At 62.9% G+C, this 18,413-nt stretch carries 15 protein-coding genes; 11 read left to right on the forward strand and 4 right to left on the reverse strand.

Translation table 11 applies throughout. From position 1 onward, the window contains the following. Window positions 1-3: 3 nt before the first annotated feature. Window positions 4-816 carry an invasion regulator SirB1 gene (gene sirB1, locus ACLH1U_RS01510; protein WP_374014605.1) on the forward strand — a complete coding sequence of 271 codons (813 nt, stop codon included), beginning with the start codon at window positions 4-6 and terminating at the stop codon, window positions 814-816. A gap of 39 nt (window positions 817-855) precedes the next feature. Beyond that, a complete protein-coding gene (gene kdsA / locus ACLH1U_RS01515; RefSeq protein WP_002910393.1) occupies window positions 856-1,710 on the forward strand; it encodes a 3-deoxy-8-phosphooctulonate synthase in 855 nt (284 codons plus the stop codon). A gap of 88 nt (window positions 1,711-1,798) precedes the next feature. Here kdsA and chaA read toward each other — a convergent pair whose 3' ends face one another. Continuing rightward, window positions 1,799-2,899, reverse strand: coding sequence for a sodium-potassium/proton antiporter ChaA (gene chaA, locus ACLH1U_RS01520; protein ID WP_004203207.1), 1,101 nt, complete (start codon window positions 2,897-2,899; stop codon window positions 1,799-1,801). A 263-nt stretch (window positions 2,900-3,162) separates the two neighbouring features. On the opposite strand from chaA, the gene chaB reads away from it, so the two are divergent. Beyond that, window positions 3,163-3,393: a putative cation transport regulator ChaB gene (gene chaB, locus ACLH1U_RS01525; protein ID WP_023290145.1), complete on the forward strand. Its 231-nt coding sequence runs from the start codon at window positions 3,163-3,165 to the stop codon at window positions 3,391-3,393. A gap of 136 nt (window positions 3,394-3,529) precedes the next feature. Continuing rightward, window positions 3,530-4,210 (forward strand): gamma-glutamylcyclotransferase, encoded by a 681-nt coding sequence (locus ACLH1U_RS01530; RefSeq protein WP_023290144.1) that lies wholly within the window; start codon window positions 3,530-3,532, stop codon window positions 4,208-4,210. Between the two features lie 56 nt (window positions 4,211-4,266). Here ACLH1U_RS01530 and ACLH1U_RS01535 read toward each other — a convergent pair whose 3' ends face one another. Together ACLH1U_RS01535 and ACLH1U_RS01540 are read right to left on the reverse strand one after the other, a co-directional pair. After that, window positions 4,267-4,509 carry a DUF1883 domain-containing protein gene (locus tag ACLH1U_RS01535; RefSeq protein WP_002910387.1) on the reverse strand — a complete coding sequence of 81 codons (243 nt, stop codon included), beginning with the start codon at window positions 4,507-4,509 and terminating at the stop codon, window positions 4,267-4,269. Window positions 4,510-4,747: 238 nt separating this feature from the next. Further along, window positions 4,748-5,101: a DsrE/DsrF/TusD sulfur relay family protein gene (locus ACLH1U_RS01540; protein ID WP_002910380.1), complete on the reverse strand. Its 354-nt coding sequence runs from the start codon at window positions 5,099-5,101 to the stop codon at window positions 4,748-4,750. A gap of 68 nt (window positions 5,102-5,169) precedes the next feature. Between ACLH1U_RS01540 and nasR the strand changes: the two genes are divergently transcribed. The 7 genes from nasR (at window position 5,170) to ACLH1U_RS01575 (ending at window position 17,756) form a co-directional block, all read left to right on the forward strand. After that, window positions 5,170-6,351 (forward strand): nitrate regulatory protein NasR, encoded by a 1,182-nt coding sequence (gene nasR, locus ACLH1U_RS01545; RefSeq protein WP_048297764.1) that lies wholly within the window; start codon window positions 5,170-5,172, stop codon window positions 6,349-6,351. Window positions 6,352-6,595: 244 nt separating this feature from the next. Beyond that, window positions 6,596-7,852, forward strand: coding sequence for a CmpA/NrtA family ABC transporter substrate-binding protein (locus tag ACLH1U_RS01550; protein ID WP_065806135.1), 1,257 nt, complete (start codon window positions 6,596-6,598; stop codon window positions 7,850-7,852). 1 nt (window position 7,853) lies between these two features. After that, entirely contained in the window at window positions 7,854-8,738 is an 885-nt protein-coding gene (gene ntrB, locus ACLH1U_RS01555) for a nitrate ABC transporter permease (protein WP_032453295.1), read from the forward strand. 9 nt (window positions 8,739-8,747) lie between these two features. Then, window positions 8,748-9,536, forward strand: coding sequence for an ABC transporter ATP-binding protein (locus ACLH1U_RS01560; protein WP_032453294.1), 789 nt, complete (start codon window positions 8,748-8,750; stop codon window positions 9,534-9,536). Between the two features lie 10 nt (window positions 9,537-9,546). Beyond that, a complete protein-coding gene (nirB, locus tag ACLH1U_RS01565; protein WP_411299002.1) occupies window positions 9,547-13,614 on the forward strand; it encodes a nitrite reductase large subunit NirB in 4,068 nt (1,355 codons plus the stop codon). Beyond that, window positions 13,614-16,220 carry a nitrate reductase gene (locus ACLH1U_RS01570; RefSeq protein WP_151819758.1) on the forward strand — a complete coding sequence of 869 codons (2,607 nt, stop codon included), beginning with the start codon at window positions 13,614-13,616 and terminating at the stop codon, window positions 16,218-16,220. The genes nirB and ACLH1U_RS01570 overlap by 1 nt, the downstream gene beginning before the upstream one ends. 153 nt (window positions 16,221-16,373) lie before the next feature. Further along, window positions 16,374-17,756 carry a YchO/YchP family invasin gene (locus ACLH1U_RS01575; RefSeq protein ID WP_374014608.1) on the forward strand — a complete coding sequence of 461 codons (1,383 nt, stop codon included), beginning with the start codon at window positions 16,374-16,376 and terminating at the stop codon, window positions 17,754-17,756. Here the strand turns inward: ACLH1U_RS01575 and narL are convergent. Beyond that, window positions 17,753-18,403, reverse strand: coding sequence for a two-component system response regulator NarL (gene narL, locus ACLH1U_RS01580; protein WP_002910198.1), 651 nt, complete (start codon window positions 18,401-18,403; stop codon window positions 17,753-17,755). The two genes, ACLH1U_RS01575 and narL, sit on opposite strands and share 4 nt — an antisense overlap. Between the last annotated feature and the right edge of the window lie 10 nt (window positions 18,404-18,413).

The raw sequence follows: 18,413 nt of genomic DNA on the forward strand, positions 1-18,413 counted from the left end.
GTCATGGGGTCATTAGCGGATTTCGAATTTAACAAAGCGCCATTGTGTGATGGCATGGTCCTCATTTCTGAACAGGTCCGCGACGATTTTCCGACGCGTTTTGTCGAGGAAGAGCTGCAGCGGCTGCTGGGCCTCGCGCAGGAGGAGATTGCGCCCTCATGGGACCAGGAACGCCAGATAGAACGCCTGCTGGGGCTGTTTTACGAGGAGTGGGGCTTTGGCGCCTCGCAGGGCGTTTATCGTCTATCCGACGCGCTATGGCTCGATAAAGTGCTGGTCAACCGCCAGGGGAGCGCGGTGTCATTAGGCGCGATCCTGCTGTGGATCGCCCAGCGCCTGGGGCTGCCGGTAGTGCCGGTGATCTTCCCGACCCAGATGCTGCTGCGCGCGGACCCGGAAACCAGCGAAGAGATGTGGCTGATTAATCCGTTCAACGGCGAAACCCTCGACGAACATACCCTGGAGGTATGGCTGAAGGGCAACATCGGGCCGGTGGCGGAACTGTTTAATGAAGATCTCGACGAAGCGGATAACGCCGAGGTGATCCGCAAGCTACTGGACACCCTGAAGTCGGCGCTGATGGAAGAGCGGCAGATGGAGCTGGCCCTGCGCGCCAGCGAAGCGCTGCTGCAGTTTAACCCGGAAGATCCGTATGAGATCCGCGACCGCGGGCTGATATACGCCCAGCTGGATTGCGATCACGTGGCGCTGCTGGACCTGAGCTATTTTGTCGAACAGTGTCCGGAGGATCCGATCAGCGAGATGATCCGCGCACAAATCAACACGATTTCGCACAAACAAATTACATTGCATTAGTCTGGAACCATTCCGGTTACACCCTGATAAGGCGAATTTATGAAACAAAAAGTGGTTAGCATTGGTGATATCAACGTAGCGAACGACCTGCCGTTCGTGCTGTTCGGCGGGATGAACGTGCTGGAGTCACGCGATCTGGCGATGCGCATCTGCGAACATTACGTCACCGTTACGCAGAAGCTTGGCATCCCCTACGTCTTCAAAGCCTCCTTTGATAAAGCCAACCGTTCCTCCATTCACTCCTATCGTGGGCCGGGTCTGGAAGAAGGGATGAAGATTTTCCAGGAGCTGAAGCAGACCTTTGGCGTGAAAATCATCACCGACGTTCATGAAGCCAGCCAGGCGCAGCCGGTGGCTGACGTCGTGGACGTGATCCAGCTTCCCGCCTTCCTCGCGCGCCAGACTGACCTGGTGGAAGCGATGGCCAAAACCGGAGCGGTGATCAACGTCAAGAAACCGCAGTTCGTCAGCCCGGGCCAGATGGGCAACATCGTCGATAAATTCATCGAAGGTGGTAACGACAAAGTGATCCTCTGCGACCGCGGCGCGAACTTCGGTTACGACAACCTGGTGGTGGATATGCTCGGCTTCGGCGTGATGAAGAAAGCCTCCAACAACTCGCCGGTTATTTTCGATGTCACCCACGCGCTGCAGTGCCGCGACCCGTTTGGCGCTGCCTCCGGCGGTCGCCGCGCGCAGGTGAGCGAGCTGGCCCGCGCCGGTATGGCGGTGGGTATCGCCGGTCTGTTTATCGAAGCGCATCCGGATCCGGACCACGCGAAATGCGACGGCCCGTCCGCGCTGCCGCTGGATAAACTGGAGCCGTTCCTCAAGCAGATGAAAGCGATTGACGATCTGGTGAAAAGCTTCGACGAGCTGGATACCAGCAAGTAAGCCTGACCGCATCACTGAAAAAGCCTGCCGGCGTCAAAACCGGCAGGCTTTTTTTTTCGCCCGGACTCCGCCGGACGGGAAAGCGGGGTCAGGCGAAAATGGTCATCAGGTAGGCGGCGAACAGCGCCAGATGGGCCGCGCCGTTCAGCACATTGGTGCGTCCGGTGGAGAAGGAGATATGGCACAGCACCAGCGAGGCGACCATCACCACCATCTCCGGCGCGCCAAGGCCAAAGCGCAGCTCATTGCCGGTCAGGAAGGCGATGAGGGTGACCACCGGGACCGTCAGCGAGATGGTGGCCAGCACGGAGCCGAAGAACAGGTTCATCGCCCGCTGTACCTGATTGTTGAGCACCGCTTTGAGCGCGCCAAGGCCTTCCGGCGACAGGATCAGCAAGGCCACGAGGAAGCCGGTGAAGGCCACCGGGGCATTCATGCTGGTCAACAGCGTTTCCAACGGGTTGGCGTTCATTTTAGTGACGGCGATCACCGCCACCAGGTGCACCAGCAGCCAGGCGGTATGCCACCCGCTGCTGTGGGCGGACGGTTTACCGTGGTGCGGGTCGTCATCATCGCCGTCGTCTTCATGCTCATAAACAAACAGACTCTGATGGGTTTTGGTCTGAATAAGCAGGAAAACGCCGTACATGGCCGCCGAAATCACCGCCACCAGCAGCGATTGCCCGGTGCTGAAGTTCGCGCCCGGCAGCGCCATGGGAAACACCAGCACGATAATCGCCAGCGGAAACAGGGCGATAAGGTACTGCTTAATGCCGAACAGATTCATATATTGGGTGGCGAATTTACGCCCGCCCAGCAGCAGGGAGAAACCGACCAGACCGCCGGTGACGATCATAATGATGGAGTAGAGCGTATCACGCATCAGGGTCGGCGCAGCGTCGCCGGTGGCCATCAACGCGGAGATCAGACTGACCTCAAGGATAACCACCGACAGGCTGAGAATCAGGGAGCCGTAGGGTTCGCCCAGGCGGTGGGCGAGGACGTCGGCGTGGCGGACCACGCTGAAGGCGCTGCTTAAAATACCGACCAGCGCGAGGATATTAATCGCGATAACCACTGGCAGTGACTGGCTGCTGCCCCAGAAAAACAGCACTGCCAGCGCCAGCACCGGAAAGACGAGGGAAGACTCCTTATGGCGGGTTTTTACCGCCTCATGTGCATGGGTCATGAACCATCTCCATTTATGCAGGTGTTATAATTATAAAAACGCAGGGCGATAAAGTAACAGATTTCGCTAAATTTCTGCTGTATTTTTACTTAAGTTTACGGGTATCGAGAGATATCTTGATTAGTTTATTATAATTTGCGATTACGCTATTTTTATACTTACTATTCAGATAATTACTAAAATTCATTTTTAACTCATCATCGGCTTGATAGCCTGCCGCCTGCGTTCCAGACTTAAATTTTATGCTCAAACAGGAGGTCATTATGCCCTATAACAGTAAACAAGAGCTCCCCGACAGCGTTCAGCATGTTCTGCCTGCCCATGCGCAGGAAATTTATAAAGAAGCGTTTAACAGCGCCTGGGATCAATATAAAGATAAAGACGAGCGGCGCGATGACGCCAGCCGTGAAGAGACGGCGCACAAAGTCGCCTGGGCGGCGGTGAAGAACAGCTACGAGAAAGGCGATGACGATAAGTGGCATAAGAAAAAATAATTGCTGACGCCGCTTTTATGCTTGCCAGCGCCCCGCTGATTGCTTATTGAAAGATAAAGCTGGATAATATTTCAGCAATATTGACGGATGCATGAGACGAACGCCGGGAAGCGGGCAGTGGCGGAGGTAGTAAACAGTGTTAACTCGTGATTTCTTGATGAATGCGGATTGTAAGACAGCGTTTGGCGCTATTGAGGAATCGCTACTCTGGTCGGCAGAACAACGCGCAGCCTCGCTGGCGGCGACGCTGGCCTGCCGCCCGGATGATGGCTCAGTATGGATCTTTGGCTACGGTTCGCTTATCTGGAACCCGGCGCTCAATTATCGCGAGTCCTGCACTGGCACGCTGCCGGGCTGGCACCGCGCGTTTTGCCTGCGGTTGACCGCCGGGCGCGGGAGCGCCTGCCAGCCGGGACGCATGCTGGCCCTGAAAGAGGGCGGTCGAACCACCGGCGTCGCTTATCGTCTGCCGGACGACACGCTGGAAGAAGAGCTGACGCTGCTGTGGAAACGGGAGATGATTACCGGCTGCTATCTGCCCACCTGGTGCAAGCTGGAGCTGGACGACGGGCGGACGGTAAATGCGCTGGTGTTTATTATGGATCCGCGTCATCCGCTGTTTGAGCCGGATACCAGCGCCCAGGTCATTGCTCCGCTGATCGCCCGGGCCAGCGGGCCGCTCGGCACCAACGCCCAGTACCTGTTTTCGCTGGAGCAGGCGTTGAGTAAGCTCGGGATGCACGACGCCAGTCTTGATGATCTGGTGGCCAGCGTCCGCGCGCTGTTGGGCGACAGCCCGACGCCGGGCCTGGCCTGAGCGCGCGGAAAAGAAAAACGCCCGGCATGGCCGGGCGTGTGTTAAGGCAGTGACTGTCAGGCCGGAACGTAGCTGATGGAGTGCTCCAGTGACTGGCTGTGACTGTCGATAAGCACGTTCCAGGTGCCGCTGTAGGGCACCGTCAGATAGGCGCTGTCCCGATCCTGCACGCTCAGAATATCCGCATGGCTGTCGCCAGGAACCTTCGCGCTCATCAGATGAATATGGCAGCGCTCTGAGCACCGCACCACCAGTGTGTCACCGCCAAACAACGTCAAACTTGCTTTTACCATCGCCATTTTTGTACCCCGTTTCTGTCCCGCTACAGCATCCTGCCCACCCAGTCCTCGCGTGATATTGTTCACACTTTGCTCTGTGCATCACACCAAACGGCGCGGGTCGGGATGCTGATTTTGATCAAAAAAAAGGATAAAGATTAAACAAAAATGACGTTGTTCCTGAAAGCATTCAGCTAACGTTTTTTTCACCTCTTCAGGCGGCGAAACCTGATATTTCCTCCCGTTCGGCGGCGCAGATTTAGAAGGTCAGCACTTTATCTGCCGCCAGGGTCCACTGGGCCAGCTCAACGAGAGTGCCAACCTCCACCCCATCAACCAGCGGCAGTGCGCTGACCCCGCGGCCGTCCGCGCAGGTCTTGCACAGCTTCACGGGAACCTGCTGGGCGGTGAGGATCTCCAGCATCTGCTGCACATTATACCCTTCCGCCGGCTTCTGCCCGCGTAGCCCGGCGGTGACGGCGTCGGACATCAAAAACAGCTTGAGATCGAGGTCGGACTGCTGTTCGCGCAGGGCAATGGCCAGGCGCAGGCTGTTGAACAGGGATTCACTGCCGTAGGCGGCGCCGTTGGCGATAATCACAATACGTTGCATACAAACTCCTTCTTAAAGGCACGGTTATTGCTTTACCGCAGTATAAAGCGTTAACCCGGAGGAGGGGTATGAATAATACGACTGGTCACGCGGACGAGGCGACGGCCTGGCTGCAGCTGGCGCGCCGCCTGCAAAAACAACAGCTTCAGCAACTTTCCCGGCTGGGCGAGCTGGCAAGTCAGCTCAGCGCGCTGGTGCATATGCTGCAGTGCGAGCGCGGGGCGTCGAATATTTTTCTTTGCTCGGGCGGTCAGCTGTACGCGGCGGAGTGTCGGGCGGGCGGGGCGCTGGTTGATGAGCGGCTGGCCTTGTTCTATGCCGCCCTCGAACGGGCGCGCGCGGTCGCCGGCAGCGCGCTGTGCTGGCGCATCGCCCGGGCGGTCGGCGATCTGGCGCAGCTCCCGGCGCTGCGTGAGCAGGTCAGCCGCCGGCAGGTCGCCGCTGAAGCCGCGACGGAGCAGTTCAGCCGTATTATCCGCCATCTGCTGAATATCGTCCCGCAGCTCAATGACAGCATTGACGACCCGTCGGTAGCCGGGCGTATGGTCGCCCTGTACAGCTTTATGCAGGGAAAAGAGCTGGTGGGCCAGGAGCGCGCGCTGGGAGCATTGGGCTTTACCCGCGGCGAGTTCAGCGACAGCCTGCGCCAGCAGCTGGTGGACCGTATTGATGGTCAGCAGCCCTGCTTTGACAGCTTCCAGGCGCTGGGCAGTCCGGCGACGGTCCAGCTGTTTACGACCGAGTGCCAGGCCGGTCTGGACATCGAGCAACTGCGGCGGATCGCCTGCACCCGCCAGCCGGCGGCGGACGGCGGGGAAACGGCGCTGCGCTGGTTCGGCCTGCAAACCCAGCGGCTTGAGCAACTGCGCGAAGTGGAAGAGCAACTGATCGACGATCTGCTGGACGCCACCGACGCGCTGTTAGAAGACGACGCGCCTGGCTGGCTGGCTGGGGAGGAGAGCGACAGCGTGACGCCGCGGCTGGATAAACAGCTGCTGCCGCTGGTGCGCCAGCAGGCCTATGAGCTGCAACAGCTCTCCAGCCAGCTGGCTTCGCTGAAAGACGCGCTCGAGGAACGCAAGCTGATCGAAAAAGCGAAAAGCCTGCTGATGACTCATCAGGGGATGCCGGAGGAGCAGGCCTGGCAGACGCTGCGCAAGATGGCCATGGACAAGAATCAGCGGATGGTTGAGATAGCCCGCGCGCTGCTGATGGTGAAGGCGATCTGGCCATTAACCCCAAAGGAGTAGATGCACAATCGATGGGCATTCGCTGCCTGTCGGCGGTGCACTTTTGCCTGACAAACCGACCAGAGCGAAAGGAAAAGCCCGCCAGCGCGCCATAGCCAAAGCTGGCATCCCCTTTGCATTAGCATTAGTGAGTGAATAAAAGTCCGGGCGACGAACCAATGGCGGTTCGGGTGTCCGTGGATAAAGGCGTCCTGCAGTGCATATGCACTGTCGGGCGCTTTTTTTTTGCGCGTGTGGAGCGGATATGAGCGATAAGTTTTCAATTTCACGGCGGCGCTTGCTGCAGGCAGGGGCCGCGCTGGGCGGCGCGATGCTGCTGCCGGGCGTGATGCAGGCCGCATGGGCCGGCGGCTCGGACAGACCAGAGCAAACCACCGTGCGGGTAGGGTTTATTCCGCTGACCGACTGTGCGCCGCTGGCCATCGCCGCGGCGAAGGGGTTTGACAAAAAATATGGCATTACCCTGGCGCCGAGTAAGGAGGCCAGCTGGGCGGCGGTGCGCGACAAGCTGGTGGCCGGTGAACTGGACGCGGCGCATATTCTCTATGGCCTGCTGTACGGTCTTGAACTGGGGATCGCCAGCAAGCCGCAGGCGATGGCTAATCTGATGACCCTCAACCGCAATGGTCAGGCCATCACCCTCTCCAGCGAACTGCAGGAGAAAGGGGTGACCGACCTCGGCGGACTGAAGCGGCTGATCGACCGCAGCGCGCCGGGCAGCTACACCTTCGCCCATACCTTTCCCACCGGCACCCATGCCATGTGGCTTTACTACTGGCTGGCGAGCGCCGGCATCGATCCCTTTAACGATGTGCGCACCGTCGTGGTGCCGCCGCCGCAGATGGTGATGAACATGCGCATCGGCAATATGAGCGGCTTTTGCGTCGGTGAGCCGTGGAACGCCCGCGCCATTAACGACCGTATCGGCTTCACCGCGGCCACTTCCCAGGATATCTGGCCTGAGCATCCGGAAAAGGTGCTGGGCGCCCGTCGCGACTGGGTGGAACGCCACCCGAACACCGCCCGCGCGCTGGTGGCGGCCCTGATGGAGGCGCAGCGCTGGATCGCCGCCTCGGCGGAGAACACCCGGGAGACGGCCCGCCTGCTCGCCAGGCGCGGCTGGCTCAATACCAAAGAGCAGTACCTCACCGGCCGGATGCTTGGGGAGTATGACAACGGCCTCGGCCGCCGCTGGCAGGATGCCCATCCGATGCGTTTTTACGCCGAGGGAGAGGTGAGCTTTCCCTGGCTGTCGGACGGGATGTGGTTCCTCACCCAGTTTCGTCGCTGGGGGCTGCTGAAGCAGGCTCCGGATTACCTCGCGGTGGCGTCGCGCCTTAACCGCATCGACGTCTGGCAGGCGGCCGCCCAGGCGGTCGGCGGGGTCAGCACACCGGCAGCCACGATGCGCAGCAGCACACTGATGGACGGTACGGTCTGGAACGGGTCTGACCCGGAAGGCTACGCCCGCCATTTCGCTATTCAACGTAAGGGGGCATGAGATGAAGCAGGCACAACGTAAGCAACCGGTCGTCAGCGTGGAGAACGCGCCTGGCGAAGTCATTATCCTGCCGCCGGTGCAGGTCCGGCGCACCACGCCGACCGTCACGCGCTGGCTGCGTGAGCTCACCCAGCGCCTGCTGCCCCCGCTGCTGGGGCTGGGGGTGCTGCTGCTGGCCTGGCAGCTGGCGGCGATGCACAGCAAAGGCTTTCCCACCCCGCTGAGCACGCTGGACTCGGCGCTGACGCTGTTCGCCGATCCGTTCTATCAGGACGGGCCGAATGACATGGGGATCGGCTGGAACGTGCTGGCCTCCCTGCAGCGCGTGGCGGTGGGCTTCGGCCTGGCGGCGCTGGCGGGCATTCCGCTGGGGTTTTTGATCGGCCGCTCGCTGTTCTTCGCCCGCATGTTTAATCCGCTGATTGCTCTGCTGCGCCCGGTCAGCCCGCTGGCCTGGCTGCCGATTGGCCTGCTGCTGTTCCAGAAGGCGGAGCCAGCCTCCAGCTGGACCATTTTTATCTGCTCCATCTGGCCGATGGTGATCAACACCGCGGAAGGCGTGCGGCGGATCCCGCAGGACTATCTCAACGTCGCCCGCGTCCTCCAGCTCTCAGAGTGGACGGTGATGCGCAAAATTCTCTTTCCGGCGGTGCTGCCGGCGGTGCTCACCGGCGTGCGCCTCTCCATCGGCATCGCCTGGCTGGTGATCGTGGCGGCGGAAATGCTCACCGGCGGGCTGGGGATCGGCTTCTGGATCTGGAACGAGTGGAACAACCTCAATGTGGAAAACATCATCATTGCCATCGTCATTATCGGCGTCGTCGGCCTGCTGCTGGAGCAGGGCCTGATGCTGCTCGCCCGCCGCTTTAGCTGGCAGGACAAATAAGGAGCCAACATGAAACCATTAATTCAGGTGCAGGCCGTCAGCCAGCGCTTCAACACCGCCAGCGGCGAGTTTCTGGCGCTGCAGAATGTCTCCTTCGATATCGTCGAAGGGGAGACCATTAGCCTGATCGGCCACTCGGGTTGTGGAAAATCGACCCTGCTGAATCTGATCGCCGGGATCACGACCCCTACCGAGGGCGGACTGCTGTGCGATAACCGGGAAATCGCCGGGCCCGGGCCGGAGCGGGCGGTGGTTTTCCAGAACCACTCGCTGCTGCCGTGGCTGAGCTGTTTCGACAATGTGGCGCTGGCGGTGGATCAGGTGTTCCGTCGCACCATGAGCAAGCATGAGCGTCGGGAGTGGATTGAACACAACCTCGCGCGCGTGCAGATGGGTCATGCGCTGCATAAACGGCCCGGGGAGATCTCCGGCGGCATGAAGCAGCGGGTGGGTATCGCCCGGGCGCTGGCGATGAAGCCGAAAGTGCTGCTGCTTGATGAGCCCTTCGGCGCCCTGGACGCGCTGACCCGCGCTCACCTCCAGGACACGGTGATGCATATCCAGCAGGAGCTCAATACCACCATCGTCATGATCACCCACGACGTTGATGAAGCGGTGCTGCTTTCCGACCGGGTGCTGATGATGACCAACGGCCCGGCGGCGACGGTCGGCGAGATCCTCGCGGTCGATCTGCCGCGTCCGCGGCATCGCGTTCAGCTGGCGGACGACAGCCGGTACCACCATCTGCGCCAGCAGATCCTCCATTTCCTGTATGAAAAACAGCCGAAAGCGGCATAAGGAGGCGGTCATGACGCGGCGACTGGTGGTGATCGGTAACGGCATGGCGGCCACCCGGCTGGTGCAGCGGCTGGTTGAGCGCGACCCTGCGCGGTTTGCCATTACCGTCGTCGGCGACGAGCCGCACCCGGCCTATAACCGCATCCAGCTCTCGCCGCTGCTGGCTGGCGAAAAAACGGCATCGCAGATCCCGTTGCTGCCGGCGGAGTGGTACACCCGGCACGGGGTGTGTCTGCGGTCTGGCGAGGCAGTGGATGAAGTGGATGTTGCGCAACGGCGGCTGCGCATCGCTGACGCCTGGCTGCCGTGGGACGAGCTGGTTTTCGCCACCGGCTCGCGGCCCTTTATCCCGCCGCTGCCGGGTATTGAACGTCCGCAGGTTATGCCCTTCCGCACCCTGGCGGACGTGGAACGTATTCTGGCGATACCCGGCCCGGCGGTGGTGATTGGCGGTGGGGTTCTGGGCGTGGAAGCGGCGGCGGCGCTGCGTCGCCGCGGCGGGGAGGTCACACTCCTGCATCGCGGCAGCGGATTAATGGCGCCGCTGATCGACGCCTTTGCCGCCGATGAGCTCAGGCAGCAGCTTGAAGCGCGCGGTATTCGCTGCGTGCTGGAGTGCCGGATCGCCGCCATTGACGCCGACGGCGTGCGGCTGGCGGACGGGCGGGTATTCCGCGCCGCCAGAGTGGTGCTGGCGACCGGCGTGCAGCCCAACAGCCGTCTCGCGGCGCAGTCCGGCGTGCTGTGCCAGCAGGGGATCGTGGTTGACCGCCAGATGGCCGCCTCGCTGCCGGGGATCAGCGCCATTGGCGAGTGTTGCGAAATTGACGGCCAGACCTGGGGGCTGGTGGCTCCCTGCCTGCGCCAGGCCGAGGTGCTGGCGGATCGCCTGTGCGGCGCCCCCGGCGCGGGCTTTGTCTGGCAGGACGCCGGGACCCGCCTGAAGGTCACCGGCATTGAACTCTTTAGCGTCGGCGAACAGCAGGCCAGCGAACAGGATGACATCTATACCAGCTGGGATCCCATCGACCGGCACTATCGTCGCCTGCTGCTGCGCGACGGCCGCCTGCGCGGCGTGCTGCTGATGGGCGACTGTACCACCGCCGCCGCGCTCACCGCGCGCCTGGAAAGCGACGAGCCCGCCACCGCGGACTGGCTTTTTGACCCTTCTTCAACGCAGCCGCAGGCTGCAGGAATAATGACGATGACGAAACCTGTATTAGTGCTGGTGGGACATGGCATGGTCGGCCACCATTTTCTCGAACAATGCGTGAGCCGCAACCTGCATCAGCAATATCGTATCGTGGTGTTTGGCGAAGAGCGTTACGCCGCCTACGACCGGGTGCATCTCTCCGAATATTTCGCCGGACGCAGCGCCGAATCGCTGTCGCTGGTGGCCGATGATTTCTTTCACCAGCACGGCATCGAACTCCGCCTCGGCAAGGCGGTGGCGACGATCGACCGCGACGCCCGGCTGGTGCGGGACGCCGAGGGGCATGAAACCCACTGGGATAAACTGGTGCTGGCGACCGGCTCCTATCCCTTTGTTCCGCCGATCCCTGGCAACGATCTCGACGGGTGCTTTGTCTATCGTACCCTTGACGATCTCGACCGTATCGCCGCCCATGCCGCCGCGGCGAAGACCGGGGTGGTGATCGGGGGCGGCCTGCTCGGGCTGGAGGCCGCCAACGCCCTGAAACAGCTGGGGCTGGAGACGCACGTGGTGGAGTTTGCCCCGAACCTGATGGCCGTCCAGTTGGATAACGGCGGGGCGGCGATGCTGCGGGAGAAGATCGTCGCCCTCGGCGTGGGGGTGCATACCAGCAAAGCCACCACCGCCATCGTGCGCGAGGCCGATGGCCTGCGGCTGAACTTTGCCGACGGCGGCACGCTGGCGGCCGACATGGTGGTCTTCTCGGCAGGGATCCGCCCGCAGGACGCGCTGGCCCGCGGCTGCGCGCTGCAGGTTGGCGAGCGCGGGGGGATTGGCATCGACGGCCAGTGCCGCACCACTGACCCGGACGTGCTGGCGATAGGCGAATGCGCCCTGTGGGATAATAAAATTTACGGCCTGGTGGCGCCGGGTTATCAGATGGCGCGGATCGCCGCGGCCACCCTTGCAGGAGAGGACGCCTGCTTTAGCGGCGCCGACATGAGCACCAAACTGAAGCTGCTGGGGGTTGACGTAGCCTCGTTTGGCGATGCGCAGGGGCGCACGCCGGGCTGCCAGAGCTATCAATGGACCGACGGTCCGCAGCAGGTTTACAAAAAAATCGTCGTCAGTCAGGACGGCAAAGCCCTGCTTGGCGGCGTGTTGGTGGGGGACGCCAGCGACTACGCCACGCTGCTGCAGATGATGCTGAACGGCATGGCGCTGCCGCCGCGTCCGGAGAGCCTGATCCTGCCGGCGCTGGAGGGGGCCGCGCCGAAGGCGCTGGGGGTGGCGGCGCTGCCCGACAGTGCGCCGATCTGCTCCTGCCATAGCGTCAGCAAAGGCGATATCTGCCAGGCGGTGAACAATGGCGCGGGGGATATGGCGGCGATAAAAAGCTGCACCAGAGCGGCCACCGGCTGCGGCGGCTGCAGCGCGCTGGTGAAACAGGTGATGGAGTACCAGCTGGCGGCGCAGGGCGTCGAAGTGAAAAAAGACGTCTGCGAGCATTTCCCGTGGTCGCGTCAGGAGATCTACCATCTGGTGCGGGTCAACCATATCCATACCTTCGAGCAGCTGATTAGCCGCTACGGCCAGGGGCACGGCTGCGAGGTTTGTAAACCGCTGGTGGCCTCGGTGCTGGCCTCCTGCTGGAACGAATATCTGCTGAAGCCGGCGCACCTGCCGCTGCAGGATACCAATGACCGCTATTTCGCCAACATTCAGAAGGACGGCACCTATTCGGTGGTGCCGCGGATGGCGGCGGGGGAAGTGACGCCGGACGGGCTGATCGCCATCGGGCAGATCGCCAAACGTTACCAGCTCTACAGCAAAGTGACCGGCGGCCAGCGCATCGACCTGTTTGGCGCGCGGCTGGAACAGCTGCCGGCGATCTGGCGCGAGCTGGCCGACGCCGGGTTTGAAACCGGCCACGCCTATGGCAAGTCGCTGCGCACGGTGAAGTCCTGCGTCGGCGCAACCTGGTGTCGCTACGGCGTGCAGGACTCCACCGGGCTCGCGGTGCGGCTCGAGCATCGCTATAAAGGGCTGCGCGCCCCGCACAAAATCAAGATGGCGGTCTCCGGCTGCACCCGCGAATGCGCCGAAGCCCAGGGCAAAGACATCGGGGTGATTGCCACCGACAAAGGCTGGAATCTCTACGTCTGCGGCAACGGCGGAATGAAGCCGCGTCACGCCGACCTGTTTGCCAGCGACCTCGACGAAGCGACGCTGATCCGCAGCATCGATCGTCTGCTGATGTTCTATATCCGCACCGCCGATCGCCTGCAGCGGACCAGCACCTGGATGGACAACCTGGAGGGCGGCGTGGCCTACCTGCGGCAGGTGGTGCTGGAGGACAGCCTCGGCATTGGCGAGGAGCTGGAACAGGAGATGGCCCGCATCGTCGACAGCTACCAGTGCGAGTGGCAGACCACGCTCAACGATCCCCAGCGCCTGGCGCTGTTCCGCTCCTTCGTGAACAGCGACCAGCCCGACGAGGCGGTGCAGCGCCACGATCTGCGCGGTCAGCCGCAGCCGTTGCCTGCTGAAGCGTTGCCTGAAGGCGAACTCCCATCCCGGCCGTGGCAGGCGATTTGCGACCTTGACGCCATCCCGGCGCAGGCGGGGATCGGCGCCCGGTTAGGGGAGCGGCAGATCGCCCTGTTCCGCTTTGGCGATCGGGTGTATGCCCTGGACAACCGCGAGCCGGGCAGCGCGGCCAACGTGCTGTCGCGGGGGCTGTTAGGGGACGTCGGCGGGGAACCGGTGGTGATCTCCCCGCTGTACAAACAGCGGATTCGCCTGCGCGACGGCTGGCCGTGCGACGGCGGTGAACAGGCAGTGCGCGCCTGGCCGGTGAAAGTGGAAAACGGCAAAGTGTGGGTGGGCAGCCAGCAGCTGCTGGCGCGAGCGGAGGCCTCCTGATGAAGACCATCCGAACGACCTGTCCCTACTGCGGCGTAGGCTGCGGCGTGCTGGCGAGCGTGGATGACGCGGGTCAGGTGAGCGTGCGCGGCGACGATCAGCACCCGGCCAACCTCGGCCGCCTGTGCGTCAAAGGGGCGGCACTAGGGGAGACCACGGGCCTGGCGGGGCGGCTGCTGGCGCCGGAGGTGGACGGCCAGCCGGTGGCCTGGTCTCAGGCGCTGGCGGAGACCGCTTCCCGCCTGCAACAGGTTATCGACCAGCACGGTCCGCAGGCGGTGGCCTTCTACGCCTCCGGCCAGCTGTTAACGGAGGATTACTATGCCGCCAACAAGCTGATGAAGGGATTTATCGGCGCGGCGAACATCGACACCAATTCGCGGCTGTGCATGTCGTCGGCGGTAACCGGCTACAAGCGGGCCTTTGGCGCCGACGTGGTGCCCTGTAGCTATGAGGATGTGGAAAACAGCGATCTGGTGGTGCTGGTCGGCTCGAACGCCGCCTGGGCGCACCCGGTGCTGTACCAGCGTCTGGCGCAGGCGAAGCGGGATAATCCCCGGCTGCAGATCGTGGCGATAGACCCCCGGCGCACCGCCACCTGCGAGATCGCCGATCGCCATCTGGCGCTGGCGCCGGGAAGCGACGGCGGGCTGTTCGTGGGGTTGCTTAACGCCCTGGCGCAGGCCGGGGCCTGCGTCGACGGTTTTCGCGACGGCCCGCAGGCGCTGGCCGCCGCCCGCGGCTGGGACGTGGCGAAAGTGGCGGCTTTTTGCGGCCTGCCCGCCGATGAGGTGGCGGGTTTCTATCGCGATTTTATCGCCGCCCCGCGGGCCATCACCCTCTACACCATGGGAATTAACCAGTCAGCCAGCGGCAGCGACAAATGTAATGCCATCATCAACGTCCATCTGGCCAGCGGAAAGTATGGCCGCCGAGGCTGCGGCCCCTTTTCGCTGACCGGTCAACCCAACGCCATGGGCGGGCGCGAAGTCGGCGGGTTGGCGACGATGCTGGCGGCGCACATGGATTTTGTGCCAGACGATCTGCAGCGTCTGGCCCGCTTTTGGGGAACCGAGCGGCTGGCGCAGACCCCGGGGCTGACCGCCGTGGAGTTGTTTGCCGCCATCGGCCGCGGCGAGGTGAAAGCGGTGTGGATCATGGGCACCAACCCGGTGGTGTCGCTCCCCGACAGCCACGCGGTGAGCCAGGCGCTGGCCGGCTGTCCGCTGGTGATCGTCTCGGATGTCGCCGCTGAGACGGATACCGGACAATTCGCCCACATTCGCTTTCCGGCGCTGGCCTGGGGCGAGAAAAATGGCACGGTCACCAACTCGGAGCGGCGCATCTCCCGTCAGCGCAGCTTCCTGCCGCCGCCGGGGGAGGCGAAAGCGGACTGGTGGATCATCGCCAGAGTGGGGCAGGCGCTGGGGTATCGCGAGGCGTTTGCCTGGCAGCATCCGCATGACGTCTTCCGCGAGCATGCGGCGCTGTCCGGTTTCGAAAACGACGGCCAGCGGGCGTTTGATATCGGCGCGCTGGCGGATCTCAGCCGCGAGGCTTGGGACGCCATGGCGCCGGTACGCTGGCCGGTCAGCCGCCGCCGCGCCGCCTGGGATGTTACGCGCGGCTGGCATAGCGATGGCAGGCTGCGGATGGTGCCAGTGACGCCTCAGCCGACCCGGGCGGCAACCGATGTCTTTTATCCGCTGATCCTCAACAGCGGGCGGATCCGCGATCAGTGGCACACCATGACCCGCACCGGCGCCGTGCCGCGGCTGATGCAGCATATCGCGGAGCCGGTGGTGGAGGTGGCGCCGCAGGACGCCGTTCGCTACCAGCTTGTCGCCGGCGGGCTGGCGCGGATCTGGTCGCGCCATGGGGTGATGGTGGCGAAAGTGGCGATCAGCGAAGGCCAGCGCCCCGGCTCGCTGTTTGTCCCAATGCACTGGAACAATCAGTTCGCCCGCCAGGGGCGGGTGAATAATCTGCTGGCCGCCGTCACGGACCCGCATTCCGCCCAGCCGGAGAGTAAACAGGCGGCGGTGGCCATCGCCCCCTGGCAGCCTGCCTGGCATAGCGAACTGTTTTGTCGCGAACCGCTGCCGTTTCCTGCGGCCTGGCACTGGCGGCGGCGGGCGGCGGCGGGCGTATTGCACTACTCGCTGGCCGGGGAGGCGTCAGCCCGACAGTGGCTCAGCGTCTGGTGCGCGCAGCGCGGCTGGCAGCTGCAGATAGCAGACGGCGGCGCGGTGTGGAACCTGCTGGCGTGGCATCAGGGGAGGCTGATGCTGGGCTGGTGGAGCAATTCGCGCGAGCCGGCGGTGGATAGCGCAGGGATAAGCGCCGCCTTCGCCGCGCCGCCGTCCGACGCCGCCCGGCGCCATGCGTTGCTCAGCGGCCGACCGGACGCCGCCGCCGCGCCGCCGGGGCGGATCGTCTGCAGCTGTTTTGGGGTGGGGGAGCGGGCGATCGGCGAGGCCATCGCCAGCGGCTGCGCCAGCGTTGGGGCTTTGGGCGCCAGGCTTAAGTGCGGGACCAACTGCGGCTCCTGCGTGCCGGAGCTCAACGCGCTGCTGACGGCGCAACCGGCCCGCGCCGGGGCGTAACGGCGCGGCGGCACCCTCTGTGGTTGGGCGACTATTTGCCCAACCGGTTTCAGCATATTCCTGGAATTGTCCGCAGGGCTGCGGGAGAAGGGAAAAAACGATAAACTAAAACTATCTTCCAATTTTTTCTGCGAGCCCGCGCAAAACCTGTTGATGCCTGTGTCGTACCGTTTGCTGCCATCCCTGATCTTTCTCCTGCTGCTGCCGGGCGCTCCCGTCTGGGCGCTGACCACCAGCGACACCGCTCTCACGCCCCAGGGAGAAGATCCCTTGCCCGATTTGGGGATCGCCCCGCAGGTCGATGACGACGCCAGACACTTTGCCGAAGTGGCGAAGAAGTTCGGCGAGGCCAGCATGAGCGATAACGGACTGACGGCGGGCGAGCAGGCGCAGATGTTCGCCATCAACAAACTCGGCAATGAAGTGAGCCACCAGCTGGAGAGCTGGCTCTCGCCGTGGGGCAACGCCAATGTCGACCTGCTGGTCGATAAAGAGGGGAAGTTCACCGGCAGTAAAGGGAGCTGGTTCGTGCCATTGCAGGATAACGATCGCTACCTGACGTGGAACCAGTATTCGGTAACCCGGCGCGAGAACGATCTGGTGGGCAATATTGGGCTTGGCCAGCGCTGGCGGGTCGGCGGCTGGCTGCTGGGCTATAACTCGTTTTATGACAAGGTGCTGAGCGAAAGCCTGGCCCGCGGCAGCGTCGGCGCCGAGGCGTGGGGGGAATATCTCCGCCTGTCGGCGAACTACTATCATCCGCTGGGCGACTGGCAGCTGCGGGAGAATCAAACTCAGGAGCAGCGGATGGCCGCGGGGTATGACGTTACCGCCCAGGCGCGGCTGCCGTTTTATGAGCACATCAACACCAGCTTCAGCGTCGAACAGTACTTCGGCGACAGCGTCGATCTGTTTCACACCGGCACAGGCTACCATAACCCGGTGGCCGTCTCCGTCGGGCTCAATTATACCCCGGTCCCGCTGGTCACCGTGACCGCCAAGCATAAGCAAGGGGAAAATGGCGTCAGCCAGAACAACGTTGGCCTGAAGCTCAACTACCGCTTTGGCGTGCCGCTAAAGCAGCAGCTGGCGGCGGACGAGGTGGCGTTCAGTAACTCGCTGCGCGGCAGCCGCTTCGACAGCCCGGAGCGGGATAATCTGCCGGTGGTGGAGTATCGGCAGCGCAAAAATCTGACGGTCTACCTGGCCACGCCGCCCTGGGATCTACAGTCCGGGGAGACGGTGCAGCTGAAGCTGCAGATCCATAGTCTGCACGGCATCAAGTCGCTGCACTGGCAGGGCGACACCCAGGCGCTCAGCCTGACGCCGCCGGTGGATGCCAGCAGCCCCGATGGCTGGAGCGTGATTATGCCGGTGTGGAACAGTGAACCGGGCGCCGCGAACCGCTGGCGCCTGTCGGTGGTGGTAGAGGATAAACAGGGGCAGCGCGTCTCCTCCAATGAGATCGTCCTGACGCTGACCGAGCCGCTGATCAAGTTCACCGCGCCTGGCGTCTCGTGGACGGACTCGCCTTAAAAAATTCGCTCCTGGTGGACCCATACCGCGGCTTCCACCCGGGATTTGAGCTTCATTTTCTTCAGCATGTGCTTGACGTGCACTTTGACGGTGCTTTCGGTGATATCCAGCCGGCGGGCTATCATTTTGTTCGGCAGCCCCTGGGCGATCAGCTTGAGGATGTCGCGCTCGCGCGGGGTCAGCTGGCTGATGTCGCGATCGGAGGTGGCGCGGTTGGCGCGCAGGCTGGCGGCCAGCACCGGGGTTAACGCTTCGCTTAATACCATCTCGCCGGCGGCGGCCTGCTGCAGCGCTTTCAGCAGATCTTCCGGCTCCATGTCTTTCAACAGATAGCCATCGGCACCGCGCTTGAGGGCGGTAACAACGTCCTCTTCATGGTTAGAGACGCTGAAGACCACCACCCGGCCAGACAGCGATTTCTCACGCAGTTTGTCCAGCGTTTCCAGACCGTTCATGCCCGGCATATTGAGGTCCAGCAGGATCAGGTCCGGATCCAGCGACTCCGCCAGCTCGATACCTTGCGCGCCATTGCTGGCTTCGCCAATCACCTGGATGTCCGGCGCCATGCTGATCAGTTGTTTCACGCCGGTGCGCAGCATCGGATGGTCGTCAATGAGAAGGATGGTTGCCCGTTCCTGTTGACTCATGGGGGTCTCC

It is taken from the genome of Klebsiella sp. 1SOBk5mer (genome assembly GCF_046603115.1).
Classification (GTDB): domain Bacteria; phylum Pseudomonadota; class Gammaproteobacteria; order Enterobacterales; family Enterobacteriaceae; genus Klebsiella; species Klebsiella quasipneumoniae.

Excerpts from the sequence above, each read along its gene's own strand:
- ntrB (WP_032453295.1), top strand. The coding sequence starts at position 7,854 with ATGAAGCAGGCACAACGTAAGCAACCGGTCGTCAGCGTGGAGAACGCG.
- nirB (WP_411299002.1), top strand. The coding sequence starts at position 9,547 with ATGACGCGGCGACTGGTGGTGATCGGTAACGGCATGGCGGCCACCCGG.
- chaB (WP_023290145.1), top strand. The coding sequence starts at position 3,163 with ATGCCCTATAACAGTAAACAAGAGCTCCCCGACAGCGTTCAGCATGTT.
- ACLH1U_RS01560 (WP_032453294.1), top strand. The coding sequence starts at position 8,748 with ATGAAACCATTAATTCAGGTGCAGGCCGTCAGCCAGCGCTTCAACACC.
- chaA (WP_004203207.1), bottom strand. The coding sequence starts at position 2,899 with ATGACCCATGCACATGAGGCGGTAAAAACCCGCCATAAGGAGTCTTCC.
- sirB1 (WP_374014605.1), top strand. The coding sequence starts at position 4 with ATGGGGTCATTAGCGGATTTCGAATTTAACAAAGCGCCATTGTGTGAT.
- ACLH1U_RS01570 (WP_151819758.1), top strand. The coding sequence starts at position 13,614 with ATGAAGACCATCCGAACGACCTGTCCCTACTGCGGCGTAGGCTGCGGC.
- nasR (WP_048297764.1), top strand. The coding sequence starts at position 5,170 with ATGAATAATACGACTGGTCACGCGGACGAGGCGACGGCCTGGCTGCAG.
- narL (WP_002910198.1), bottom strand. The coding sequence starts at position 18,403 with ATGAGTCAACAGGAACGGGCAACCATCCTTCTCATTGACGACCATCCG.
- ACLH1U_RS01575 (WP_374014608.1), top strand. The coding sequence starts at position 16,374 with ATGCCTGTGTCGTACCGTTTGCTGCCATCCCTGATCTTTCTCCTGCTG.
- ACLH1U_RS01540 (WP_002910380.1), bottom strand. The coding sequence starts at position 5,101 with ATGCAACGTATTGTGATTATCGCCAACGGCGCCGCCTACGGCAGTGAA.
- kdsA (WP_002910393.1), top strand. The coding sequence starts at position 856 with ATGAAACAAAAAGTGGTTAGCATTGGTGATATCAACGTAGCGAACGAC.
- ACLH1U_RS01535 (WP_002910387.1), bottom strand. The coding sequence starts at position 4,509 with ATGGCGATGGTAAAAGCAAGTTTGACGTTGTTTGGCGGTGACACACTG.
- ACLH1U_RS01550 (WP_065806135.1), top strand. The coding sequence starts at position 6,596 with ATGAGCGATAAGTTTTCAATTTCACGGCGGCGCTTGCTGCAGGCAGGG.